Source organism: Mycobacterium sp. DL440 (assembly GCF_011745145.1).
In the GTDB taxonomy this organism is placed as follows: domain Bacteria; phylum Actinomycetota; class Actinomycetes; order Mycobacteriales; family Mycobacteriaceae; genus Mycobacterium.
In genome coordinates this window covers 2,310,965-2,328,016 of sequence record NZ_CP050191.1, presented here as the reverse complement: position 1 = coordinate 2,328,016, position 17,052 = coordinate 2,310,965, and the positions used below count along the sequence as shown (strand labels likewise).

The following is a 17,052-nucleotide window of genomic DNA, read 5'->3' as shown; positions in this document are numbered from 1 at the left end:
CGAGTCCTGCCGGCAGGGCCTGTCCTCCACCAGCACCCGAGCATTCATCAGTACCCTTTTCAACGATGGCTGAGGAAGGTCTGAACGGCAGGGACCGCTTGCGCGGCGGGCTGCGCATGGCGCTGCGCGGGCGCCGCGACCCAGCACCGGTCGCGGGTCGGCGCAGTCGCGCGTCGGCCGGGATGGGGGACGTACACACCCGCAAGGTCCTCGACCTGACCATCCGGCTCGCGGAGGTCATGCTGTCGTCGGGTTCGGGTACTGCCGATGTCGTGGCCACCACCCAGGATGTCGCGCAGGCTTACCGGCTCACCGACTGCGTCGTCGACATCACCGTCGCGACGATCATCGTGTCGGCACTGCCCACCGCGGACAGCCCGCCGGTGACGATCATGCGGGCGGTGCGGACCAGGTCCACGGACTACACCCGGCTGGCCGAGCTCGATCGGCTGGTGCGGCGCATCACCTCCGGCGGTATCACCGTCGACGAGGCGCAGGAGGCCATGGATGAGCTGACCGAGAGCCCGCATCCGTTCCCTCGGTGGCTCGCGACCGCCGGGTGGGCGGGCTTCGCGCTCGGTATCGCGATGCTGCTGGGCGGCAACTGGTTGACCTGTCTGCTGGCCACCGTGACGGCCGCACTGATCGACCGGGTCGGCCGTCTGTTGAATCGAATCGGCACGCCGTTCTTTTTTCAGCACGCAGTCGGAGCGGCGATCGCGACATTGATCGCGCTGGCTGCCTACCGGTACGCTGGCCAGGGTCTCAGTGCGCTGGTCGCCACCGGGATCGTGTTGTTGCTGTCCGGCATGACTTTGGTCGGTGCCGTGCAGGACGCGTTGACCGGCTACATGGTCACCGCGGTCGCGCGGCTCGGTGACGCCGTGTTTCTCACCGCGGGAATCGTCGTGGGCATCACCGGTGCACTGCAGGCCGCCACGCTCCTGGGGATCCAGATCGAACTGCACGTCAACACGGCCGGCACCTTCCTCACGCCCAAAGGACCGGTGGCGATCGTCCTGGCGGTCGTGGGTGCGGCGCTGGCCGGGATGTGCCTGACCATGGCCAGCTATGCACCGCTGCGGTCACTACCCACCGCCGGGTTGGCGGCCGCGCTGGCCGAGCTGACGTTGATCTGGCTCGGGACAGCCGGATTCGGCCAGTGGGCGGCCACCGGGATCGCGGCGGTCGGTGTCGGTTTTCTGGCCACCCTGATTTCCATTCGCCGGCAGTCTCCCGCGCTGGTGACGGCGACCGCCGGCATCATGCCGATGCTGCCCGGTCTCTCGGTGTTCTGGGCGGTGTTCGCCTTTGCCGTCGACGAGAAGTTCGGTGAGGGGCTCGCGCACCTGCTGAGCGCGGCAGCGACGGCGTTGGCACTCGGCAGCGGCGTGGTGATGGGTGAGCTGCTCGGCTCGCCGCTGCGGTACCGCGCCGGACGCATCGGTGAGTTCTTCCGTAAAGACGGACCGCCCGGGCTACGCCGGGCAGTGGGTCAGGTGGTCCGGCTGCAACCGGCCGACAACACAGCTGCGGTCGGCGCTCCACGCGCGGAAAGCGTCCCGTTGGAAGCCGTCCCGGCCGAGGAGCCGGACGCCGACGAGGGCGCAGAGCCCGACAGCTGAATCAGGTGAACGGGAGGAAGTCGCCGTTGACCCAGACGCCCCAGTGGCCGCCGGCAGGCAGGTTCCACCAGACCATCGGGTGGCCCTGCCACGTCTCAGCCGGCTTCTTCGGCGCGTTTGGCGGCGGCGGGAGGCTCGGATCCGGTTCCGCGCTTGCGATGGCGGTGCCCAGGCCGAGCGCGGCCCCGATCAGGCCGGTGGCGGCGATGGTCGCCAGGGTTGCCTTGCTTCCGAACATGAATGTCCACCTCGGTGCTTGACTCTGAACTTGGATACCCGAAGCTTAGCCAAACGAAGTGATTGAGTCTGCACTTGAGGTCTGGCGACGGGTTCAAAAATACTTTCGTCCACGATGTCGAGAACCGCGCGACGGCTCCGTCCCCGTTGTGAGCGACCAACCAGGGTCGCGAATCCGAAGGAGAATTTCATGGCCAAGTACTTGTTTCTCAAGCACTACCGAGGCGCCCCAGCGTCGGTCAACGACATTCCGATGGACCAGTGGACACCGGACGAGATCCAGGCGCACATCCAGTACATGAATGACTTCGCCGATCGGCTGAAGGACAGCGGCGAGTACGTCGACAGCCAGGCCCTTGCCCCGGAGGGCACGTGGGTCCAGTACGGCGGTGAGGGGAAGCCGCCCGTGACCGACGGCCCGTTCGCCGAGACCAAGGACCTGATCGCGGGCTGGATGCTGGTCGACGTCGACTCGTACGAACGCGCCGTCGCGTTGGCCGGAGAACTGTCGGCGGCGCCGGGTGCGGGCGGGCGGCCCATCCACGAGTGGCTGGAGGTGCGTCCGTTCCTGACCGCTCCGCCGACTGTCACCGACTGATGGACCTCGATGCGGCGGGCGAGGAGCAGTTGCGGGATCTGATCCCCGGAGTCCTGGCTGCCCTGGTCCGCCGCGGGGCCGACTTCGCGACGGCTGAGGACGCCGTGCAGGAAGCCTTGGTGCGGGCCTGGGCAACCTGGCCGGACCAACGACCTGACGACCCCAAGGGCTGGTTGATCACCACGGCGTGGCGTCGATTCCTGGACCTCACCCGATCGGAGGTCGCACGGCGCAACCGCGAGGTCCGGGTTTCTGCGGAGCCGGCGGCCGGGCCGGCCCCCACGGTCGACGAGACCTTGCAGCTCTACTTCTTGTGCGCGCACCCGAGTCTGACCCAGTCGGCGGCGGTCGCCCTGACACTGCGCGCCGTCGGAGGCCTGACCACGCGTCAGATCGCTCAGGCCTATCTCGTACCGGAAGCGACCATGGCGCAACGGATCAGCCGCGCCAAGCGCATTGTCAGCTCGGTGCGGCTGGATCGTCCCGGCGACCTGCACACCGTGTTGCGGGTGCTGTACCTGGTATTCAACGAGGGCTACAGCGGCGACGTCGACCTGGCGGCCGAGGCGATCCGGTTGGTCCGCCAGCTGACCCGAGCCACCGATGATCCGGAAGTTGCAGGCCTGCTGGCGTTGTTTCTGCTGCACCATGCCCGGCGCCCGGCGCGTACCCGTGCCGACGGGGCCCTGGTTCCTCTGTCGGAGCAGGACCGCACTCTGTGGCGAGACGATCTCATCACCGAGGGTGTGTACGTGCTGCAGGCCGCACTGGCGCGCGACCGGCTCGGGGAGTACCAGGCTCAGGCGGCGGTGGCGGCGTTGCACGCCGATGCCCAGTCCACCGAGGAGACCGACTGGGTGCAGATTGTCGAGTGGTACGACGAACTCGTCGCACTCACCGACAGCCCGGTGGTGCGCCTCAACCGCGCCGTTGCCGTCGGCGAAGCAGATGGTCCGCGGGCGGGACTGGCAGCGCTCGATGAACTCGACCCGACGCTGCCGCGCCACACCGCCGCGGCCGCCTACCTTCATGAGCAGGCAGGGGACACCACAACCGCCGCACAGCTGTACGTGCAGGCAGCCGCCGAGGCGCCATCACTGGCCGAGCGCAACCACCTCACCCTGCGCGCATCTGCTCTGCACCGTCGCATTTCCGAGACAGGCGGTTAACCTCCTAGTTGTGGGCCACAGTCGGATGAGAGTGTTGATCATCGGTGGGGGATTCGGCGGGCTGTTCTGTGCCCGACGGCTGGGCGGAGTCGACGTCGACGTGACCCTGCTGGATCGGGCGGCCGGACATCTGTTTCAGCCGCTGCTCTACCAATGCGCCACCGGGACCTTGGGCTTCGGCCAGATCAGCCGGCCGCTACGCGAGGAGTTCGAGCGGCACCGCAACGTCACCACGCTGCTCGGTGAGGCGATCGACCTCGATCCCGAGTTGCGCCGGGTCACGGCCCGCCGGCCCGATGAGACGACCTTCACCCTCGACTACGACGTACTTGTGGTGGCCGCGGGGATGCAGCAGTCCTACTTCGGCAAAGCACATTTCGCGGAGTGGGCGCCCGGGATGAAGACGCTCGACGACGCGCTCAACATCCGGCAGCGGGTTTTCACAGCCTTCGAGATCGCCGAGACCCTGCCGCCCGGCCCGGAGCGCGACGGTTGGCTCACGTTCGCTGTCGCCGGGGGCGGACCCACCGGGGTCGAGTTGGCCGGGCAGATCCGTGAGATGGCCACGCGCACTTTAGCTCACGAGTTTCACAGCATCGAGCCCGAGGAAGCCAGGGTGCTGCTGTTCGACGGTGGGGAGAGGGTGCTGAAGGCCTTCTGCCCCGAGCTGGGGGAGAAGGCGACGAAGTCGCTGCAGAAACTGGGCGTCGAGCTGCACATGGGAGTCCATGTGACCGACGTCGATCGGGACGGGGTGACCATCAGCCCGAAGGCCGGTGGCCCCGACGAGCAGTACGCGGCCCGGACCGTGTTGTGGACGGCCGGGGTCGAGGCCGTGCCGTTCGCTCGGCACCTCGCGCAGGTGCTGGGGGTGGAGGCGGATCGCAGTGGGAGAATCACTGTGGGGCCCGATCTTTCGATCGACGGCCGTCCCGAGATCTTTGTGATCGGAGATCTGGCCGGCCGGGAGAACCTGCCGGGTGTTGCCGAGAACGCGATGCAGGGTGGGCTCCACGTCGCCTCGTGTGTTCGCCGGGAACTTGACGGGAAACCCCGGCGACCGTTCCGGTACCGAGACCTCGGTTCCGCGGCGTACATCGCCCGCCGACAGGCAGTCCTGCAGGTCGGCCCGGTCAAGGTGGCCGGTTTCTTCGGCTGGCTGGCTTGGGGTTTCATCCACATCGCATTCCTCACCGGCGTACGCAACCGCGTCAGTACGGTGACCACCTGGCTGGCCACCATCGCCCGCGAGAACCGCTCGCACCGTGCGTTCATGCTCGGTGCCAGCGGTCTACCCGATCAGCACTACACGTGGACCGCATGGGACGCGCTGACACCGCCGCCGCCCGAGGCGCCACCGGACGGCGACGACCGCCGGCACGGCCCGTAGCGCGCGGCGGCACACCGCGTTTCGAGTAGTCGGCTACGCGTGCCCACGGCCGCCGTTCGCGGCTACGTTCCGATCATCCGAAGTTGGCTCGAAGCCACCGAGATGAGAGGAGCGCTGTCATGCCTCCATATCCGACAGTCACATTGAAGAACGGAAGTCAGGGCCAACAGGTTGCGACGCTGCAGGCGCTGCTGAACCTCGACTACCCGGCCTATTCACACCTGCAGGTCGACGGCGAGTTCGGCGCGCAGACCGAAGCTGTCATCCGCGAATTCCAGAAGCGGGCCGGGCTGTTCGTCAACGGCGTCGCGGGGGCCGAGACGTTGGCCAAGCTCGACGAGCTCACCACCCAGGGCGCCGGCCCGGTGGGCGAGGAGATGAAGGAATGCAACGGCGGCATCTGGGCCAGTCAGAGCGCCTCGTGTCCGTTCGCCCAGAATGTCCGCCAGGAGTACTTCAGGGTTTCCGGGGATTCAGTGCAGATCAACGTGTTCAGTCCGGTGACGCATCAGACCTACACCATGGCGTGTGTCCGAGAGGGTGACTGGGTGACCTGCCGCGGCGGAAACAACGCGGTCGTCCAGTTCTCGTTCAACTGACGCCAGACCTACTCGCCGCGGGCCGGCCTGTCCTGGAGGTCGGGGGCAGCCGACGCCAGCAGGGCCTGCCGGTCGCCGGTGAGCGGTGGGTAGATCCGTTCGGTGTTGATGGTCTTCTTGGTGGCCTTGGCCACCGCGCCGGTCGCCACGACTTGGCGATCCCAGCCTTCCGTGTACACGGCTCCCGCCGGCCCCAGGTCGAGAACCGTCACATACCAAGGGATTCGGAGGGCCAGCATGGGTTTGCCCAGGAGATCGCCGATCACGTTGTATCCGGCGTAGCGGCCCATTGGCCTGCCGTGCTGACACGACATCACCGACAGGTGGCCGTCGTCCACCCGGGCGGCGGCCACGTCGCCGGCCGCGAACACCCCGGACGCGCTCTCGACGCGGAGGTAGTCGTCGACCGGTAGCCGGCCGAACCGATCCCGCGTCACCGGGAACTGCGCCGTCAACGGGTTGGCCCGCATTCCCGCGCACCACACCACTGTCGCGCAGGGCACGATGTCGCCCGAGGACATCGTCACCGTACCGGCGTCCACCGCCACCACGCTGACACCGGTCATGCACTGAACTCCATTGTCGGACAACGCGGATTCGATCACCGGGCACGCCGAGGCACCCATGTCGGATCCGACCTCGGGGTTGTGGTCGACAAGCACGACCCTCGGGGCCAGGCTGCCGTCGAAGATCGCGGCCAACCGTCCGGGCAGTTCACAGGCCGTCTCGATGCCGGTCAGGCCCGCCCCGACCACCACGACCGTGCCGGTACCCGGTGTGCGGGGTCGGCGGGCCAACGCGTCCAGGTGAGCGGCGAGCCGGCGGGCACCGTCGAAGGTGTCGACGTCGAAACCGAACGCCCGCAGGCCCGGGATGTCGGGCCGGGCGACCTGGCTGCCTGCGGCCAACACCAGCCGGTCGTAGCCGATCGCGATGGTTCGTCCGACCTGTGTGGCGGTGACGGTTCGGGTCTCGACGTCGATCTCGGTGACCTTCGCGACGATGTGGCCGACTCCGGCGGGATCGAGCACCGTCGCCAACGGGATCCGGCAGTCATCGAGGTCGGATTCGTAGTTGCGTACCCGGATGTCGTGGAAGGGGCGGTCGCTGACGACCGTGATCTCGACGGCGTCAGCGGCAGGTCCGAGTTCGTCGAGTCGCCTGGCCGCACCCAGCGCTGCCCACAGTCCGGCGAAACCCGATCCGACGATCAGAACGCGGCGCACGCACTCAGCGTGCCACGCCGTACCTAACGTCCGTGGTCAGTACATCTAACCCAGCGCGTCCTCAGGCCGGTGTGCGACGATGCACGGACTGACTGCCCGGTATTCGCCCAGATTCGGAGAGCAGGAGTTTCTGCGGCTGCATTGAGAGAGGACCGCCGGATAGATGACCGAAGCGCACCGCGCCACGCTCGCCATGAACGGAGCGAAGCTCGCGATCGCAGGCCTGACTGCCGTCGGTGCCGTGCTGGCCGCGTCGGGCCAGGCCGCAGCGGACCCCGTCGTGCCTGATCCAGCGCCTGTTCCCGCGGATCCCGCACTGGCAGCACCTCCGCCACCGGCACCGGCCGGTCCTCCGCAGGTGCCCGAGATCGCCAACCCCGTGTACGGCTCCGGCCAGTACGGATCCGGCCCGGTCGGCACGCTCAGGGATCTCTGGCATCAAGCCCACGACCCGGGCGGGTTCCAGGCCAGCGGGGGAGCACCCGAGGGTGTCGCGCCGCCTCCCGGCGCTGGTCCGCCTCCGCCGCTGCCGCCCGGATACAGATCGATCAACGCTCCGGGCTCGGAAACGCCGGTCACGGCGCCGGCACCCGGTAGCGGTCCGGCCGGCCCGGCGCTGCCACCTGGCTACTACTCGCTTAACGGCCCGCCGCCGCCCGGATACGAGTTCAACTCACCGGGACAGCGCCCTCCGGCGCCGCCGGCAGCTCCTACGCCGTAACCGCGCGTCCCAACACGTGGCGCAGTGCCTGATCCAGGTACGGATGGCGGAAGCGGTGCGCGCCGGCGGTCAGGATCGCCGGAACCGCCCGTTGGCTCGCGCACGCCAGTTCGCGGGCACCCTGATCGCCCAGCAGTAGCCGTGGGCCCAGCGTCGGCACCGGCACAACCGTCGGGCGGTGCAGGACACGGCCGAGCGTGTCGCTGTATTCAGCGTTGCGCACCGGCTCCGGTGCCACCGCATTGACCGGACCGGATAGTCGCTCGTCCCACAACGCGCGGTAGTAGACGTCGACCAGGTCGTCGATACCGATCCAGGGCAACCACTGTTGCCCGTCGCCGATACGGCCGCCGAGCCCGGCAGCGAACAGTGGACGCAGCAGTCGCAGGGTGCCGCCGCGCGGGGACTGGACGATTCCGGTACGGATCCGCACCACTCGCGCCCCGGATTGTTCAGCCGGAGCCAGCGCGTCCTCCCACTCCGCCACCACATCGGCCAGAAACCCGCCGCTGCGCTCGGCTGTCTCGGTGAGAACCTCGTCGCCGCGGTCGTATCCGTAGAAACCGACCGCCGACGCGCTGACGACCACCTGCGGCCCGGAATCGGTCGCTGCGACCAATTCGGCCAGCCGGCGAGTCGGCTCGATGCGGCTGTCGCGGATCGCACTGCGGTGCCCCTCGGTGAACCGGCCGGCGATCGACGCGCCGGCCAGGTGGATGACGGCGTCCACTCCGGCGAACAGTTCGGGGTGGGGGTCGGCCGGGTCCCATTGCCGCTCATCAGGTTTGGCAGTTGCGTGGCGGACCAGCCGGATGACCCGGTGACCGCCTGCACTCAGGAACGCGGTCAACGCCGACCCGACCAGCCCCGATGCTCCGGTGATCGCGATCGTCTGCGGCCCCAGCCCCGAGCCGCGGGCCTGCCGGTGCGCCGCGAGGTCGTCGGCGAGCTGGCGGTGTCGGTAGACGAACATCGGACGCAGGAAACGGCCGGGTACAAGGGTCTCGACACGGTCGGTCATCCGGGTGCGGGTGGCGTCGATCGCCTCGAATTCGTGAATGTGCTTCCAGCGCATCGCCAGTGCGGCCGGCAGCGAGGCCGGCCCGCCGGTGGCGATCTCGTCGACGAACCGCCGTGGTGGGTCGTAGGCGTCGGCCTGGTGCTGCGCCACCCACCGCAGGCCGCCGGGCAGCGCGAGTTCGGCACGGCCGTCACGCAGTGAGGCCGCCTCGGATATGAGCTTCATGGCTTGCCACGGTGGTGCCAGCCTGGCGAACGCGCCCGGGCGGTTGTGCCAGGCGAAGACCTCGTCTTGCGGGGCGTCGATGATGCTGGAGTACACCAATCCCATCGGCCGACGTTACCCGCAGAATCCGCATCTACGCCGCGGCCCGCTTCGCTCGCATGCCCGCATAGGCGAACAACAGTCCGGTACCGATCTCGGAAAGCGCTGTCACCCAGGAGAACCAGGTGACGTTGATGCGGGGACCGCTGAGATAGCTGTCTTGGAAATCCGGCCAGAAATTCGGCAGCAGGTGCGCATAGGTGAACACGACTGCACTGCCGATGCCGGTGAATATCGCGAGGTCGGGCGCTCGCGGATGTCCGCGCAACGTCATGGTGATCGCGATGATGACGATCGCGCCCTGAATCATGCCGCCGGCCATGACAAACATCGGTGACGCCGACATTCCCCGGAGCAGGTGGTCGATCACGTGCAATCCCCAGCCTAGCAGGAATGTCCATGCCGTCAGGCGCAGAAAACGTTGCGCCTGAACGATTGTCGGTGCCGTCATACGTGCCCCAATCGAAGTACTACAGGCGATAGTAGAACGATGGGATTCCCGTGGCAATAGCCGTCGGCCCGGCGGTCGTCATCCGTGTCATTGGTCGGTGTTCGATCTCCGACGGCGTCCGGCAGCTATCGTCATGCCAACTGTAGTCATATCTGTAATAGAGTCCGTACTGCCCGAAGTGTAGGACGAAAGGTGTATGTGTGGAACGCACTGCGATGACGCCGTTCTTTGTCAGCACTGACGACGGGTTCGCGCCGAACGAGATCGCACATGGGGGATGGGGGCCGACCCTCGGCGGTCAAGTGGTCGGCGGCCTCCTGGCCCGCGCCGTCGAACAACTCGTCACCGACGACGGTCTGCACCCGGCGCGGTTCACGGTGGAGATACTGCGTCGGGTCGCCGGCGCTCCGGTCCGCGTCACCGCGTCGGTGGTGAGAGCCGGCTCACGGATGCAGGCGGTCGATGCGGTGATGACACAGGACGGCGAGTTGGTGGCACGCGCCTCGGCGTTGTATCTGAGGCGTGGCGCCCAACCCGATGGTGAGTTCTGGACGACCTCGATCGATCTGCCGCCGCTACCGGAAGAACCGGCGCACTTCGACGACACCATGCCCATGTTCATCAGGGCGTACGGGCCGGACGCGGAATGGGCCGGTGAGGGGTTCCCGTGGCAGCAGTGCGGGCCCCGGTATGCATGGCTGCGTGAAGTCCGAGAGCTGGTTGCCGGCGAGGAGCTCACGCCGTTCGTGCGAGCCGCCCTGGCGGTTGACGTCACGAGTTCGATGAGCAATTTCAGTTCGGCCGGGTTGGCTTTCATCAATGCCGACTACACGCTGGCGCTGAGCCGGTTGCCGGTCGGCCCCTTCATCGGCATGGCGGCGGTGACTCATACCAGCGCTGAGGGCGTGGCCACCGGCAGTGCGTGCCTGTACGACGCATCGGGCCCGATCGGCACCGGATTGTCCACCGCGATAGCCAATTTCAACTTCAGCCCAAACGGCTCGAGCTAGGCGCGGCGCAGGATCGCCACCAGGAAGTCCGATTCTTCGGTGAACGGGCGGAGATCCCAGCTGGACAGCAACAGGTCGGTGGTGAAACCGGCCGATACCGCGTCGTCGAAGAACTGGTCGAACTCGTATTCGCGGCCGGCGCCGAATCCGATCACCGCGCGGCCGTCGTCGGCAAGATGCGCGCGCAGCCGCGTCAGAACCTGAACGCGGGTGCTCGGGGCCAGGAAGGTCATCACGTTGCCGGCCGACACGATGATGTCGAACGGGGCGGCGATACCGCGTGCCGGCAGGTCGAGTTCGGCGAGGTCTCCGACGAGCCAGCGCGGACCGGGATGGTCGTTCTCGGCCGCCTCGATCAGTACCGGGTCGACGTCGACGCCGACCACCTGGTGCCCGGCCTCGGCGAGATATCCACCGACCCGGCCGGGACCGCAGCCGGCGTCGAGGATGCGGGCATTGCGCGATGCCATCGCGTCGATCAGACGGGCCTCGCCGGCCAGGTCCTGACCCGCGCGCTCCATGGCACGAAAGCGTTCGACGTACCAATCCGAGTGCCCGGGATCGGCTTCCACCTTCTGCATCCAGATGCTGCGCTCGACCATAGAAGCATTGTTACAAGCCGGCCCCGGGCCCGGGTGGGCGGTGTGACTCAGCCCTGGGCGTCGAGGATCTTGATCGCGAAGATCAACGAGTCACCCGGCTGGATTCCCGCGGCGGGCTGACCCTGGGGGTAGCCGTCGGCAGACGTCATCGCGACGGCCACCGTAGAGCCGACCTTTTGTCCGGAGATGGCCTTCTGGAAGCCGGGCACAACACCGTTGAGGGGGAAGTCGACCGGTTCACCGCGTTCGTAGCTGCTGTCGAACACTGACCCGTCACGCCCGTTGACACCCATGTAGCAGACCGAAACGTTCGCCGACGGCGCGACGACCGGCCCGTCGCCTGCCTTCAGGGTGTGCACCTGGGTCTCGGCCACGCTGAACGGTCCGGTCACCTTCACCACGGGCGCGGCCGTGTCGGTCGACCCGGTGACGGCGACATTGCCGGTCGCTCCGGACAGCGTCCATTCGGGGGCGCCGGCGCCCTGAGGCGCTGCCGTCGGACAGGTGCTGGCCTCGGTGGCGGTTTCGGCGATGGAGGGCGTGAGCACCTCGGCGACCGATGACGTGCTCGGCGAGGACGAAGCCGCGGAGGTGTCCGTGTCGGAGCCGCATGCGGCAAGCGTCATGGTCAACGACGCGGCGCAGGCCACGAGCGCGACGGTGGAAGGCACGCGAATGGAGTTCATGCGCGTCACGCTACAGCGGGCACGGGTTGCACCTGCCGATAGCCGGGTGATGGCGCCCGGATGGGCAAATTCCCACCGCCGAATCCTGTCGTCATTGTGAAAGTTCAAAGACCCGGTGCCCAGAGGCGGGAAGATTCATCGATAGGCATCGAGCCATGTTTGCCCGTGATAGCGTCGTTGCAGGCAGACCGTTTATCCATCTGAGGACACGGAATATGGCCAACAATTCCATGGGTGATTTTGTCAGCCAGTTGCGGCCGGCATTGCATCGGCTGCAGGACTGGCCCTACCCGGATCAGATCGACCACACGCTCTTCGGCGCGTTCATGAAGAACCCGCACGACGTCGGCGGCGATCCCGACGCACCCGCGATCTTCGAGGAGAAGCAAGAAGAGGCGTGGGAGCTCAATACCTTTGTCACCTGTGAGGTGCTCGGCTGGCGTGGCATTTGGACGTCCGAGGAACGGCGGCGGCTCGGAAACGTCGATGTGGGCCGGACGATTTACCACGGCTTCCCTTATTACGGCCGGTGGGTATGGGCTGTCGCCCGGTGCCTCGTCGAGAAAGACCACATCACGCTTCGCGAATTGCTCGAGCGGGTCGACGAGGTGCGCGCACGGGTGGCCACCGGTGCTGCCGACGCCCTCTCGGCTGCCCCGCGCAGCGTCGGCGATCCGACGGCGGTCTCCAGGAACCGCCATCACATCGAGGCGCTCGGCAAGGGCGATCCCCAACGGTTCGCGGGCCAGGCCGGCGAAGCTCGATTCGCAGTCGGCGATCGAGTGCGGGTGCGGGACCTCCCGACCATCTTTTACACCCGCACCCAGGAGTATCTGCGCGGGAAGCCCGGGACCATCGCCGAGGTGTCCTACGAAAGCCTGGTACCCGAGGACGAGGCGTTCGATCGTGAGGAGCAGACGCCTCAGTGGTTCTACATCGTGCGCTTCAACATGAGCGACGTGTGGGATCCGTATGCGGGCGCCGAGGGCGACACCCTTCAGGCCGAGATTTCCGAATTGTGGTTGCGGCCGCTCGACTAGACCGCTCATTCGACGGAACGGACAGGAATCCGACATGACGCACGACGAAGCGGCGCATACGCACGATGAAGCGCCTGAGCGGCACGCGGCACCCATGGTCGAGGAAGTGACCGATTTCGAGGTCTTGGAGATCGCGCTCCGCGAATTGGCGATCGAGAAGGGCCTGTTCACTGCCGAAGATCACCGGCATTACACCGAGTTCGTCGAGCAGATCGGGCCGGCGCCGGGCTCGCGACTCGTCGCGAAGGCGTGGCTGGATCCCGATTTCAACCAGTTGGTGCTTCGAGACCCCATCGCTGCCAGTCGGGAAGTGGGAATTGATTGGCTGCACCCGACCGGCTTCGGGACACCCAGTGATTTCACGGCCTTGGAGGTACTGGAGAACACACCGAGTTTGCATCACGTGATTGTCTGCACTTTGTGTTCGTGCTATCCGCGGCCATTGCTCGGGAATTCTCCCGAGTGGTATCGGACGCCGAACTATCGGCGTCGCATTGTGCGCTGGCCGCGCCAGGTTCTCGGTGAGTTCGGCCTTTTCCTGCCTGACGACGTCGAAATCCGTGTCGAGGACTCCAATTCCAAACGCCGGTTCCTGGTGCTGCCGGTCCGGCCCGCCGGAACCGAAGACTGGACTGAGGAGCAACTCGCCGAGATCGTTACCCGCGACTGCATGATCGGTGTCGCCTTGCCGAAGCCTGGGGTGACGGCGAACGCGCCACGACCGGTGCATGCAGCGGTCCGTCCGGTCGAGGGGTCCTGAGGGGCAACCGATGACCGACGAAGATGACATCACCGCTGTCAGGGTCCGGACGCTCGAACAGATCGTCGGGCGAGGGCAGTCGTGGCCCCGCATGGCGCAGAAGTATGGCGTCGCCAACCTGGTACCGCCGTGGAAGTCGAGTCTTGACGGGATGTGCGACGCACTCGACCACGAGGGAGTGACGCTGCCGTTGCTCACCCGTCGAACCGATGAGGACAGCCTGGTCCAAGCCGTCTATGTGACCCTGCCGTACCCGGAGAATCAGCTTGTCGCACTGACGCATTCGCTGGTGGCCAGGCACGTCATCGATGAAGAGACGCTGGCCCAGCGGATGCGAGAAGTCCGGACCCGCCTCGAGGAGGCCTGACCCCTGGTTGTGTCCGGCCGATCGAACTTGACGAGAAGCATATGGCGCAGGATCGCGCTGCTATCGATTCCATCGGGAACTGAGCGTCGCCGGCGTCCATCTGGGCCAGATGGACGATCCGATGACGAACCCGCCGGCCATCTGAGCGACTATCTGCGGGCCCTTGACGGTGCTGTTGTCGTAGAACAGTGCCGAGTCCACCCGCGGCGCGGCGATCGCGACAAGATCCCAAAGTCGTTGGTAGCGTTCACGAATCTTCGTCTCGGGAACGTGGTGCCCGCCGGCCTGCACGCGGTGGCGCACTCGTTGCACGGCCAGCTCCTCGGGAATCAGGACGCAATGCAGGATCACGGTGTACCCGGCGGCCTGCGCGTCGTCTATGAGCTCGAGTTTGGAGGGATGGGAGAACACTGTCTCGGCAATGAAGGACTCGCCGAGTTCAATGAGTTTGGCCCGGGTTTCGGCGGCGACCAGTGCGGCCTCGTAGGAGTGCGGGGCCGGATCTTCAGGCCAGCGACGCTTGGCGATCTCGTCGGCGTTGACGAAGGGGCTACCCGGAAGCAGCGGGGCGAGGGTGAGTTCGACAAAGGTGGACTTGCCGGCGCCGTTGCATCCGACGACCAGATCGAGACGCTTCACTGTGCGACGGTGCGGCCCGTGTGAGCGTGAGCCAGGATCACTGCTGCGGCGTCAGCACAGTGGTGCTGCCGTCCGGCTGGTACTGCACGATCTCGCCGTCCTCATCGAGTGCGACGGTGGTGATGCCGCGGGCGGCCAGCGTCGCACCGTAGTCGGCGCGCGCCAGACTCTCCTCGATGGACGCGGCGATCTCGGCGTCGAACACCGCGCCTTCCTCGGCGGTCAACTCCCGAAGTGGGATGTCGCCGGCCAGGGCGGCCTCGACCTTGCGACGGGCAGCGCTGTGCCGGCTCGACACGGCACGACCCACACGGGCCCAGTGGTCGAGTTGCTGCTTGGCCGACCGGCTCTGACGTGCACCTTCTGCGGCCGCGCTGTCGACGAGGTCGGCGGCGAACCGGGTCACCCGATCTGCGGTCTCGGTCATGAGAACCTCCCTGGTAGCACTCTGAAACAAGCGTAGCAGAGTGCTACGGAACGGGCACGGCCTCGCCTCAGACCGCCAACAATCGCTGTGCGATCTCCCCGTACCGTTCGAAACGTTCGGGTCTGCCGAGCGCGTTGTAGAGCACGACGCGGGTGGCGATTCCGCCGTACTTGGCGGCCAGCGCATCTGCCAGCCCGTCCCAGGTCGATTCGGTGGCGAGGGCAGCGATGTGGTCGTCGGTGATCTGCGCCGCCATGCCTGCGATGTCGCCGGCCTTCTGCTTCTCCCGCAGGCGCGGACCGGGCTGCTACAAGGGCATCCCATACCGCCGGACCACGTGTGTGCGGACCTGGGTGCCGAGGCCGAGCCGGAACCTGCCGCCGGTCGCCTCCTGGAGCTCCCATGCCGATGCTGCCGTGATGAACGGGCTGCGCGGAAAGGCAACGGCGACACCGGTCGAGAGATCCAGTCCGAGAGCGGACTGCGAGGCGACCGCCGCGTTGAGATACGCGGTGCGGCCCGTCTCGGTGAGTAGAAGCCCGGAGAATCCGGCGGACTGGGTGCGGCGGGCAAGGTTCCCGATTTTTGCCAGCGGCTGCGGCACTGTCATCACGTCGACGTGCACGTGGGGAGCGTACGTGAGTGCGCGTGCCGGGAACTCGTAATGCCTTAGAAGTCAACCATTTCGCGCTGTCGGCCCCAGGCCTAGACTTGTTGATATCAGGGCAACCGGCGTCGTATTACAAGCGCCAGGACCGGGTCTAGTTGCAACTGAAGGAGGGGAATCATGGTCAGGATCCATACGGTCGTGCCGGGGGAAACACTGTCGGCGTTGGCATTGCGGTTCTACGGGGACGCTGATCGGTACCGGCTGATCGCCGCGGCCAGTGGGGTGCCCGATCCCGATGCGATCAAAGTGGGGCAGCGGCTGCTCTTTCCCGACTACACGCGACACACGGTGGCCGCAGGCGACACGTTGCCGGGAGTGGCGTCGCGCCTCTACGGGCAGGCCGACCTGTCGCGGCTGATCGCCGCCGCCAGCGGCGTCGCCCATGATGCCGGCATCAATCCCGGTCAGCAACTGATCATCCCGGAACTGAAGACGTACCCGGTTTCCCCGGGAGATACGTTGTCGGCGTTGGCATCACGCTTCTACGGTGACGCGTCGTTCTATCCACCGATCGCCAGCGTGAACGGCATCCCCGACCCCGGCGCGATAAGTCCCGGACAGGCGTTGGTCATATTCACCGGGCGCGGCGACGGATTCGGCCTGCGGATCGTCGACCGCAACGAGAACGATCCTCGCCTGTGGTACTACCGATTCCAGACTGCGGCCATCGGTTGGAACCCCGGCGTCAACGTCTTGCTTCCCGATGACTATCACACCAGCGGGCGCACGTATCCGGTGCTCTACATGTTCCACGGCGGCAACGACGATTTCCGTTCGTTCGACTTCATGGGCATCCGCGACTGGACCGCCGGGAAACCGATTATCGTGGTGATGCCTGACGGTGGGCACGCCGGCTGGTATTCCAACCCGGTCACCTCATTCGTCGGACCCCGGAACTGGGAGACCTTCCACATCGCCCAGCTGCTGCCCTGGATCGAGGCGAACTTCCGGACGTACGCCGACTACGACGGCCGGGCGGTCGGCGGATTCTCGATGGGCGGCTTCGGCGCGCTGAAGTACGCGGCGAAGTACTACGGCCACTTCGCTTCGGTCAGTGCCCATTCGGGCCCGGCAAGCCTGCGCCGCGATTTCGGCCTCGTCGCGCACTGGGCGAACATCACGTCGGCGGTGTTGGATCTGGCCGGCGGAACCGTTTATGGCGCCCCGCTCTGGGATCAGGCGAGGGTCAGTGCCGACAACCCGGTCGAGCGGATCGAGAGCTACCGCAACAAGCGGGTCTTCCTCGTCGCCGGAACCAGTCCGGATCCGATCAACTGGTTCGACAGCGCCAACGAGACTGCGGTGCTCGCCGGCCAGCGTGAGTTCCGCGGACTTCTAGACCACGCCGGAATCCCAAATGAAGCGCATGAGGTGCCGGGAGGTCACGTTTTCCGCCCCGACATGTTCTTCGTCGATCTCGACGGAATCATCGCCCGGCTGCGGCCCGCAGCCGTAACGAATAGTGCGATGTAACACCAACCACATCTATC

Annotated in this window: 19 protein-coding genes and 1 pseudogene; 11 read left to right on the top strand and 9 right to left on the bottom strand. The window is 66.7% G+C overall.

All coding sequences use genetic code 11. The annotated features are described in order from the left end of the window. Window positions 1-65: 65 nt before the first annotated feature. Complete coding sequence (locus tag HBE63_RS11270) at window positions 66-1,625, top strand: threonine/serine exporter ThrE family protein (protein ID WP_166904820.1); 1,560 nt, start codon at window positions 66-68, stop codon at window positions 1,623-1,625. A 1-nt stretch (window position 1,626) separates the two neighbouring features. Here HBE63_RS11270 and HBE63_RS11265 read toward each other — a convergent pair whose 3' ends face one another. Continuing rightward, the gene (locus HBE63_RS11265; RefSeq protein ID WP_166904819.1) at window positions 1,627-1,863 is read right to left on the bottom strand and encodes a hypothetical protein; all 237 of its coding nucleotides are present in this window, start codon (window positions 1,861-1,863) and stop codon (window positions 1,627-1,629) included. Between the two features lie 189 nt (window positions 1,864-2,052). Here HBE63_RS11265 and HBE63_RS11260 point away from each other — a divergent pair, with 189 nt between their 5' ends. From HBE63_RS11260 to HBE63_RS31150, 4 genes are all read left to right on the top strand, one after another. Further along, the gene (locus tag HBE63_RS11260; protein WP_166904818.1) at window positions 2,053-2,460 is read left to right on the top strand and encodes a YciI family protein; all 408 of its coding nucleotides are present in this window, start codon (window positions 2,053-2,055) and stop codon (window positions 2,458-2,460) included. Next, a complete protein-coding gene (locus HBE63_RS11255) occupies window positions 2,460-3,629 on the top strand; it encodes an RNA polymerase sigma factor (protein WP_166904817.1) in 1,170 nt (389 codons plus the stop codon). The genes HBE63_RS11260 and HBE63_RS11255 overlap by 1 nt, the downstream gene beginning before the upstream one ends. 25 nt (window positions 3,630-3,654) lie before the next feature. Next, a complete protein-coding gene (locus tag HBE63_RS11250) occupies window positions 3,655-5,019 on the top strand; it encodes an NAD(P)/FAD-dependent oxidoreductase (RefSeq protein WP_208301435.1) in 1,365 nt (454 codons plus the stop codon). 119 nt (window positions 5,020-5,138) lie between these two features. Beyond that, the gene (locus tag HBE63_RS31150; RefSeq protein WP_208301346.1) at window positions 5,139-5,618 is read left to right on the top strand and encodes a peptidoglycan-binding protein; all 480 of its coding nucleotides are present in this window, start codon (window positions 5,139-5,141) and stop codon (window positions 5,616-5,618) included. Window positions 5,619-5,626: 8 nt separating this feature from the next. Here HBE63_RS31150 and HBE63_RS11240 read toward each other — a convergent pair whose 3' ends face one another. After that, window positions 5,627-6,844 carry an NAD(P)/FAD-dependent oxidoreductase gene (locus HBE63_RS11240; RefSeq protein WP_166904815.1) on the bottom strand — a complete coding sequence of 406 codons (1,218 nt, stop codon included), beginning with the start codon at window positions 6,842-6,844 and terminating at the stop codon, window positions 5,627-5,629. Window positions 6,845-7,037: 193 nt separating this feature from the next. On the opposite strand from HBE63_RS11240, the gene HBE63_RS11235 reads away from it, so the two are divergent. After that, window positions 7,038-7,565, top strand: a complete 528-nt coding sequence (locus tag HBE63_RS11235; RefSeq protein WP_166909663.1) for a hypothetical protein — start codon at window positions 7,038-7,040, stop codon at window positions 7,563-7,565. Here HBE63_RS11235 and HBE63_RS11230 read toward each other — a convergent pair. After that, window positions 7,555-8,916, bottom strand: a complete 1,362-nt coding sequence (locus HBE63_RS11230) for a TIGR01777 family oxidoreductase (protein ID WP_166904814.1) — start codon at window positions 8,914-8,916, stop codon at window positions 7,555-7,557. The two genes, HBE63_RS11235 and HBE63_RS11230, sit on opposite strands and share 11 nt — an antisense overlap. A 28-nt stretch (window positions 8,917-8,944) precedes the next feature. After that, window positions 8,945-9,361, bottom strand: a complete 417-nt coding sequence (locus HBE63_RS11225) for a hypothetical protein (RefSeq protein WP_166902188.1) — start codon at window positions 9,359-9,361, stop codon at window positions 8,945-8,947. A gap of 215 nt (window positions 9,362-9,576) precedes the next feature. Between HBE63_RS11225 and HBE63_RS11220 the strand changes: the two genes are divergently transcribed. Then, a complete protein-coding gene (locus tag HBE63_RS11220) occupies window positions 9,577-10,371 on the top strand; it encodes a thioesterase family protein (protein WP_208301434.1) in 795 nt (264 codons plus the stop codon). On the opposite strand, the gene HBE63_RS11215 is transcribed toward HBE63_RS11220, so the two are convergent. Both HBE63_RS11215 and HBE63_RS11210 read right to left on the bottom strand, forming a co-directional pair. Beyond that, entirely contained in the window at window positions 10,368-10,973 is a 606-nt protein-coding gene (locus HBE63_RS11215) for a bifunctional 2-polyprenyl-6-hydroxyphenol methylase/3-demethylubiquinol 3-O-methyltransferase UbiG (RefSeq protein ID WP_166904812.1), read from the bottom strand. The genes HBE63_RS11220 and HBE63_RS11215 overlap by 4 nt on opposite strands. 47 nt (window positions 10,974-11,020) lie before the next feature. Beyond that, window positions 11,021-11,659 carry an FKBP-type peptidyl-prolyl cis-trans isomerase gene (locus HBE63_RS11210; protein ID WP_208301345.1) on the bottom strand — a complete coding sequence of 213 codons (639 nt, stop codon included), beginning with the start codon at window positions 11,657-11,659 and terminating at the stop codon, window positions 11,021-11,023. 215 nt (window positions 11,660-11,874) lie between these two features. Between HBE63_RS11210 and HBE63_RS11205 the strand changes: the two genes are divergently transcribed. The 3 genes from HBE63_RS11205 to HBE63_RS11195 are packed head-to-tail and all read left to right on the top strand — an operon-like array spanning window position 11,875 to window position 13,826. After that, a complete protein-coding gene (locus HBE63_RS11205) occupies window positions 11,875-12,699 on the top strand; it encodes an SH3-like domain-containing protein (RefSeq protein WP_166904811.1) in 825 nt (274 codons plus the stop codon). Between the two features lie 34 nt (window positions 12,700-12,733). Next, window positions 12,734-13,459 (top strand): thiocyanate hydrolase subunit gamma, encoded by a 726-nt coding sequence (gene scnC, locus HBE63_RS11200; RefSeq protein WP_166904810.1) that lies wholly within the window; start codon window positions 12,734-12,736, stop codon window positions 13,457-13,459. Window positions 13,460-13,469: 10 nt separating this feature from the next. After that, window positions 13,470-13,826, top strand: coding sequence for a thiocyanate hydrolase (locus tag HBE63_RS11195; RefSeq protein WP_166904809.1), 357 nt, complete (start codon window positions 13,470-13,472; stop codon window positions 13,824-13,826). 60 nt (window positions 13,827-13,886) lie between these two features. Here HBE63_RS11195 and HBE63_RS11190 read toward each other — a convergent pair whose 3' ends face one another. From HBE63_RS11190 to HBE63_RS11180, 3 genes and pseudogenes are all read right to left on the bottom strand, one after another. Then, window positions 13,887-14,465, bottom strand: coding sequence for a zeta toxin family protein (locus HBE63_RS11190; protein ID WP_166904808.1), 579 nt, complete (start codon window positions 14,463-14,465; stop codon window positions 13,887-13,889). Window positions 14,466-14,502: 37 nt separating this feature from the next. Continuing rightward, a complete protein-coding gene (locus HBE63_RS11185; protein WP_166904807.1) occupies window positions 14,503-14,892 on the bottom strand; it encodes a hypothetical protein in 390 nt (129 codons plus the stop codon). Window positions 14,893-14,959: 67 nt separating this feature from the next. Beyond that, window positions 14,960-15,517 (bottom strand): annotated as a pseudogene (locus HBE63_RS11180) (LLM class flavin-dependent oxidoreductase). 162 nt (window positions 15,518-15,679) lie between these two features. Here HBE63_RS11180 and HBE63_RS11175 point away from each other — a divergent pair. Then, the gene (locus HBE63_RS11175) at window positions 15,680-17,035 is read left to right on the top strand and encodes an alpha/beta hydrolase-fold protein (RefSeq protein WP_166904806.1); all 1,356 of its coding nucleotides are present in this window, start codon (window positions 15,680-15,682) and stop codon (window positions 17,033-17,035) included. Window positions 17,036-17,052 lie beyond the last annotated feature (17 nt).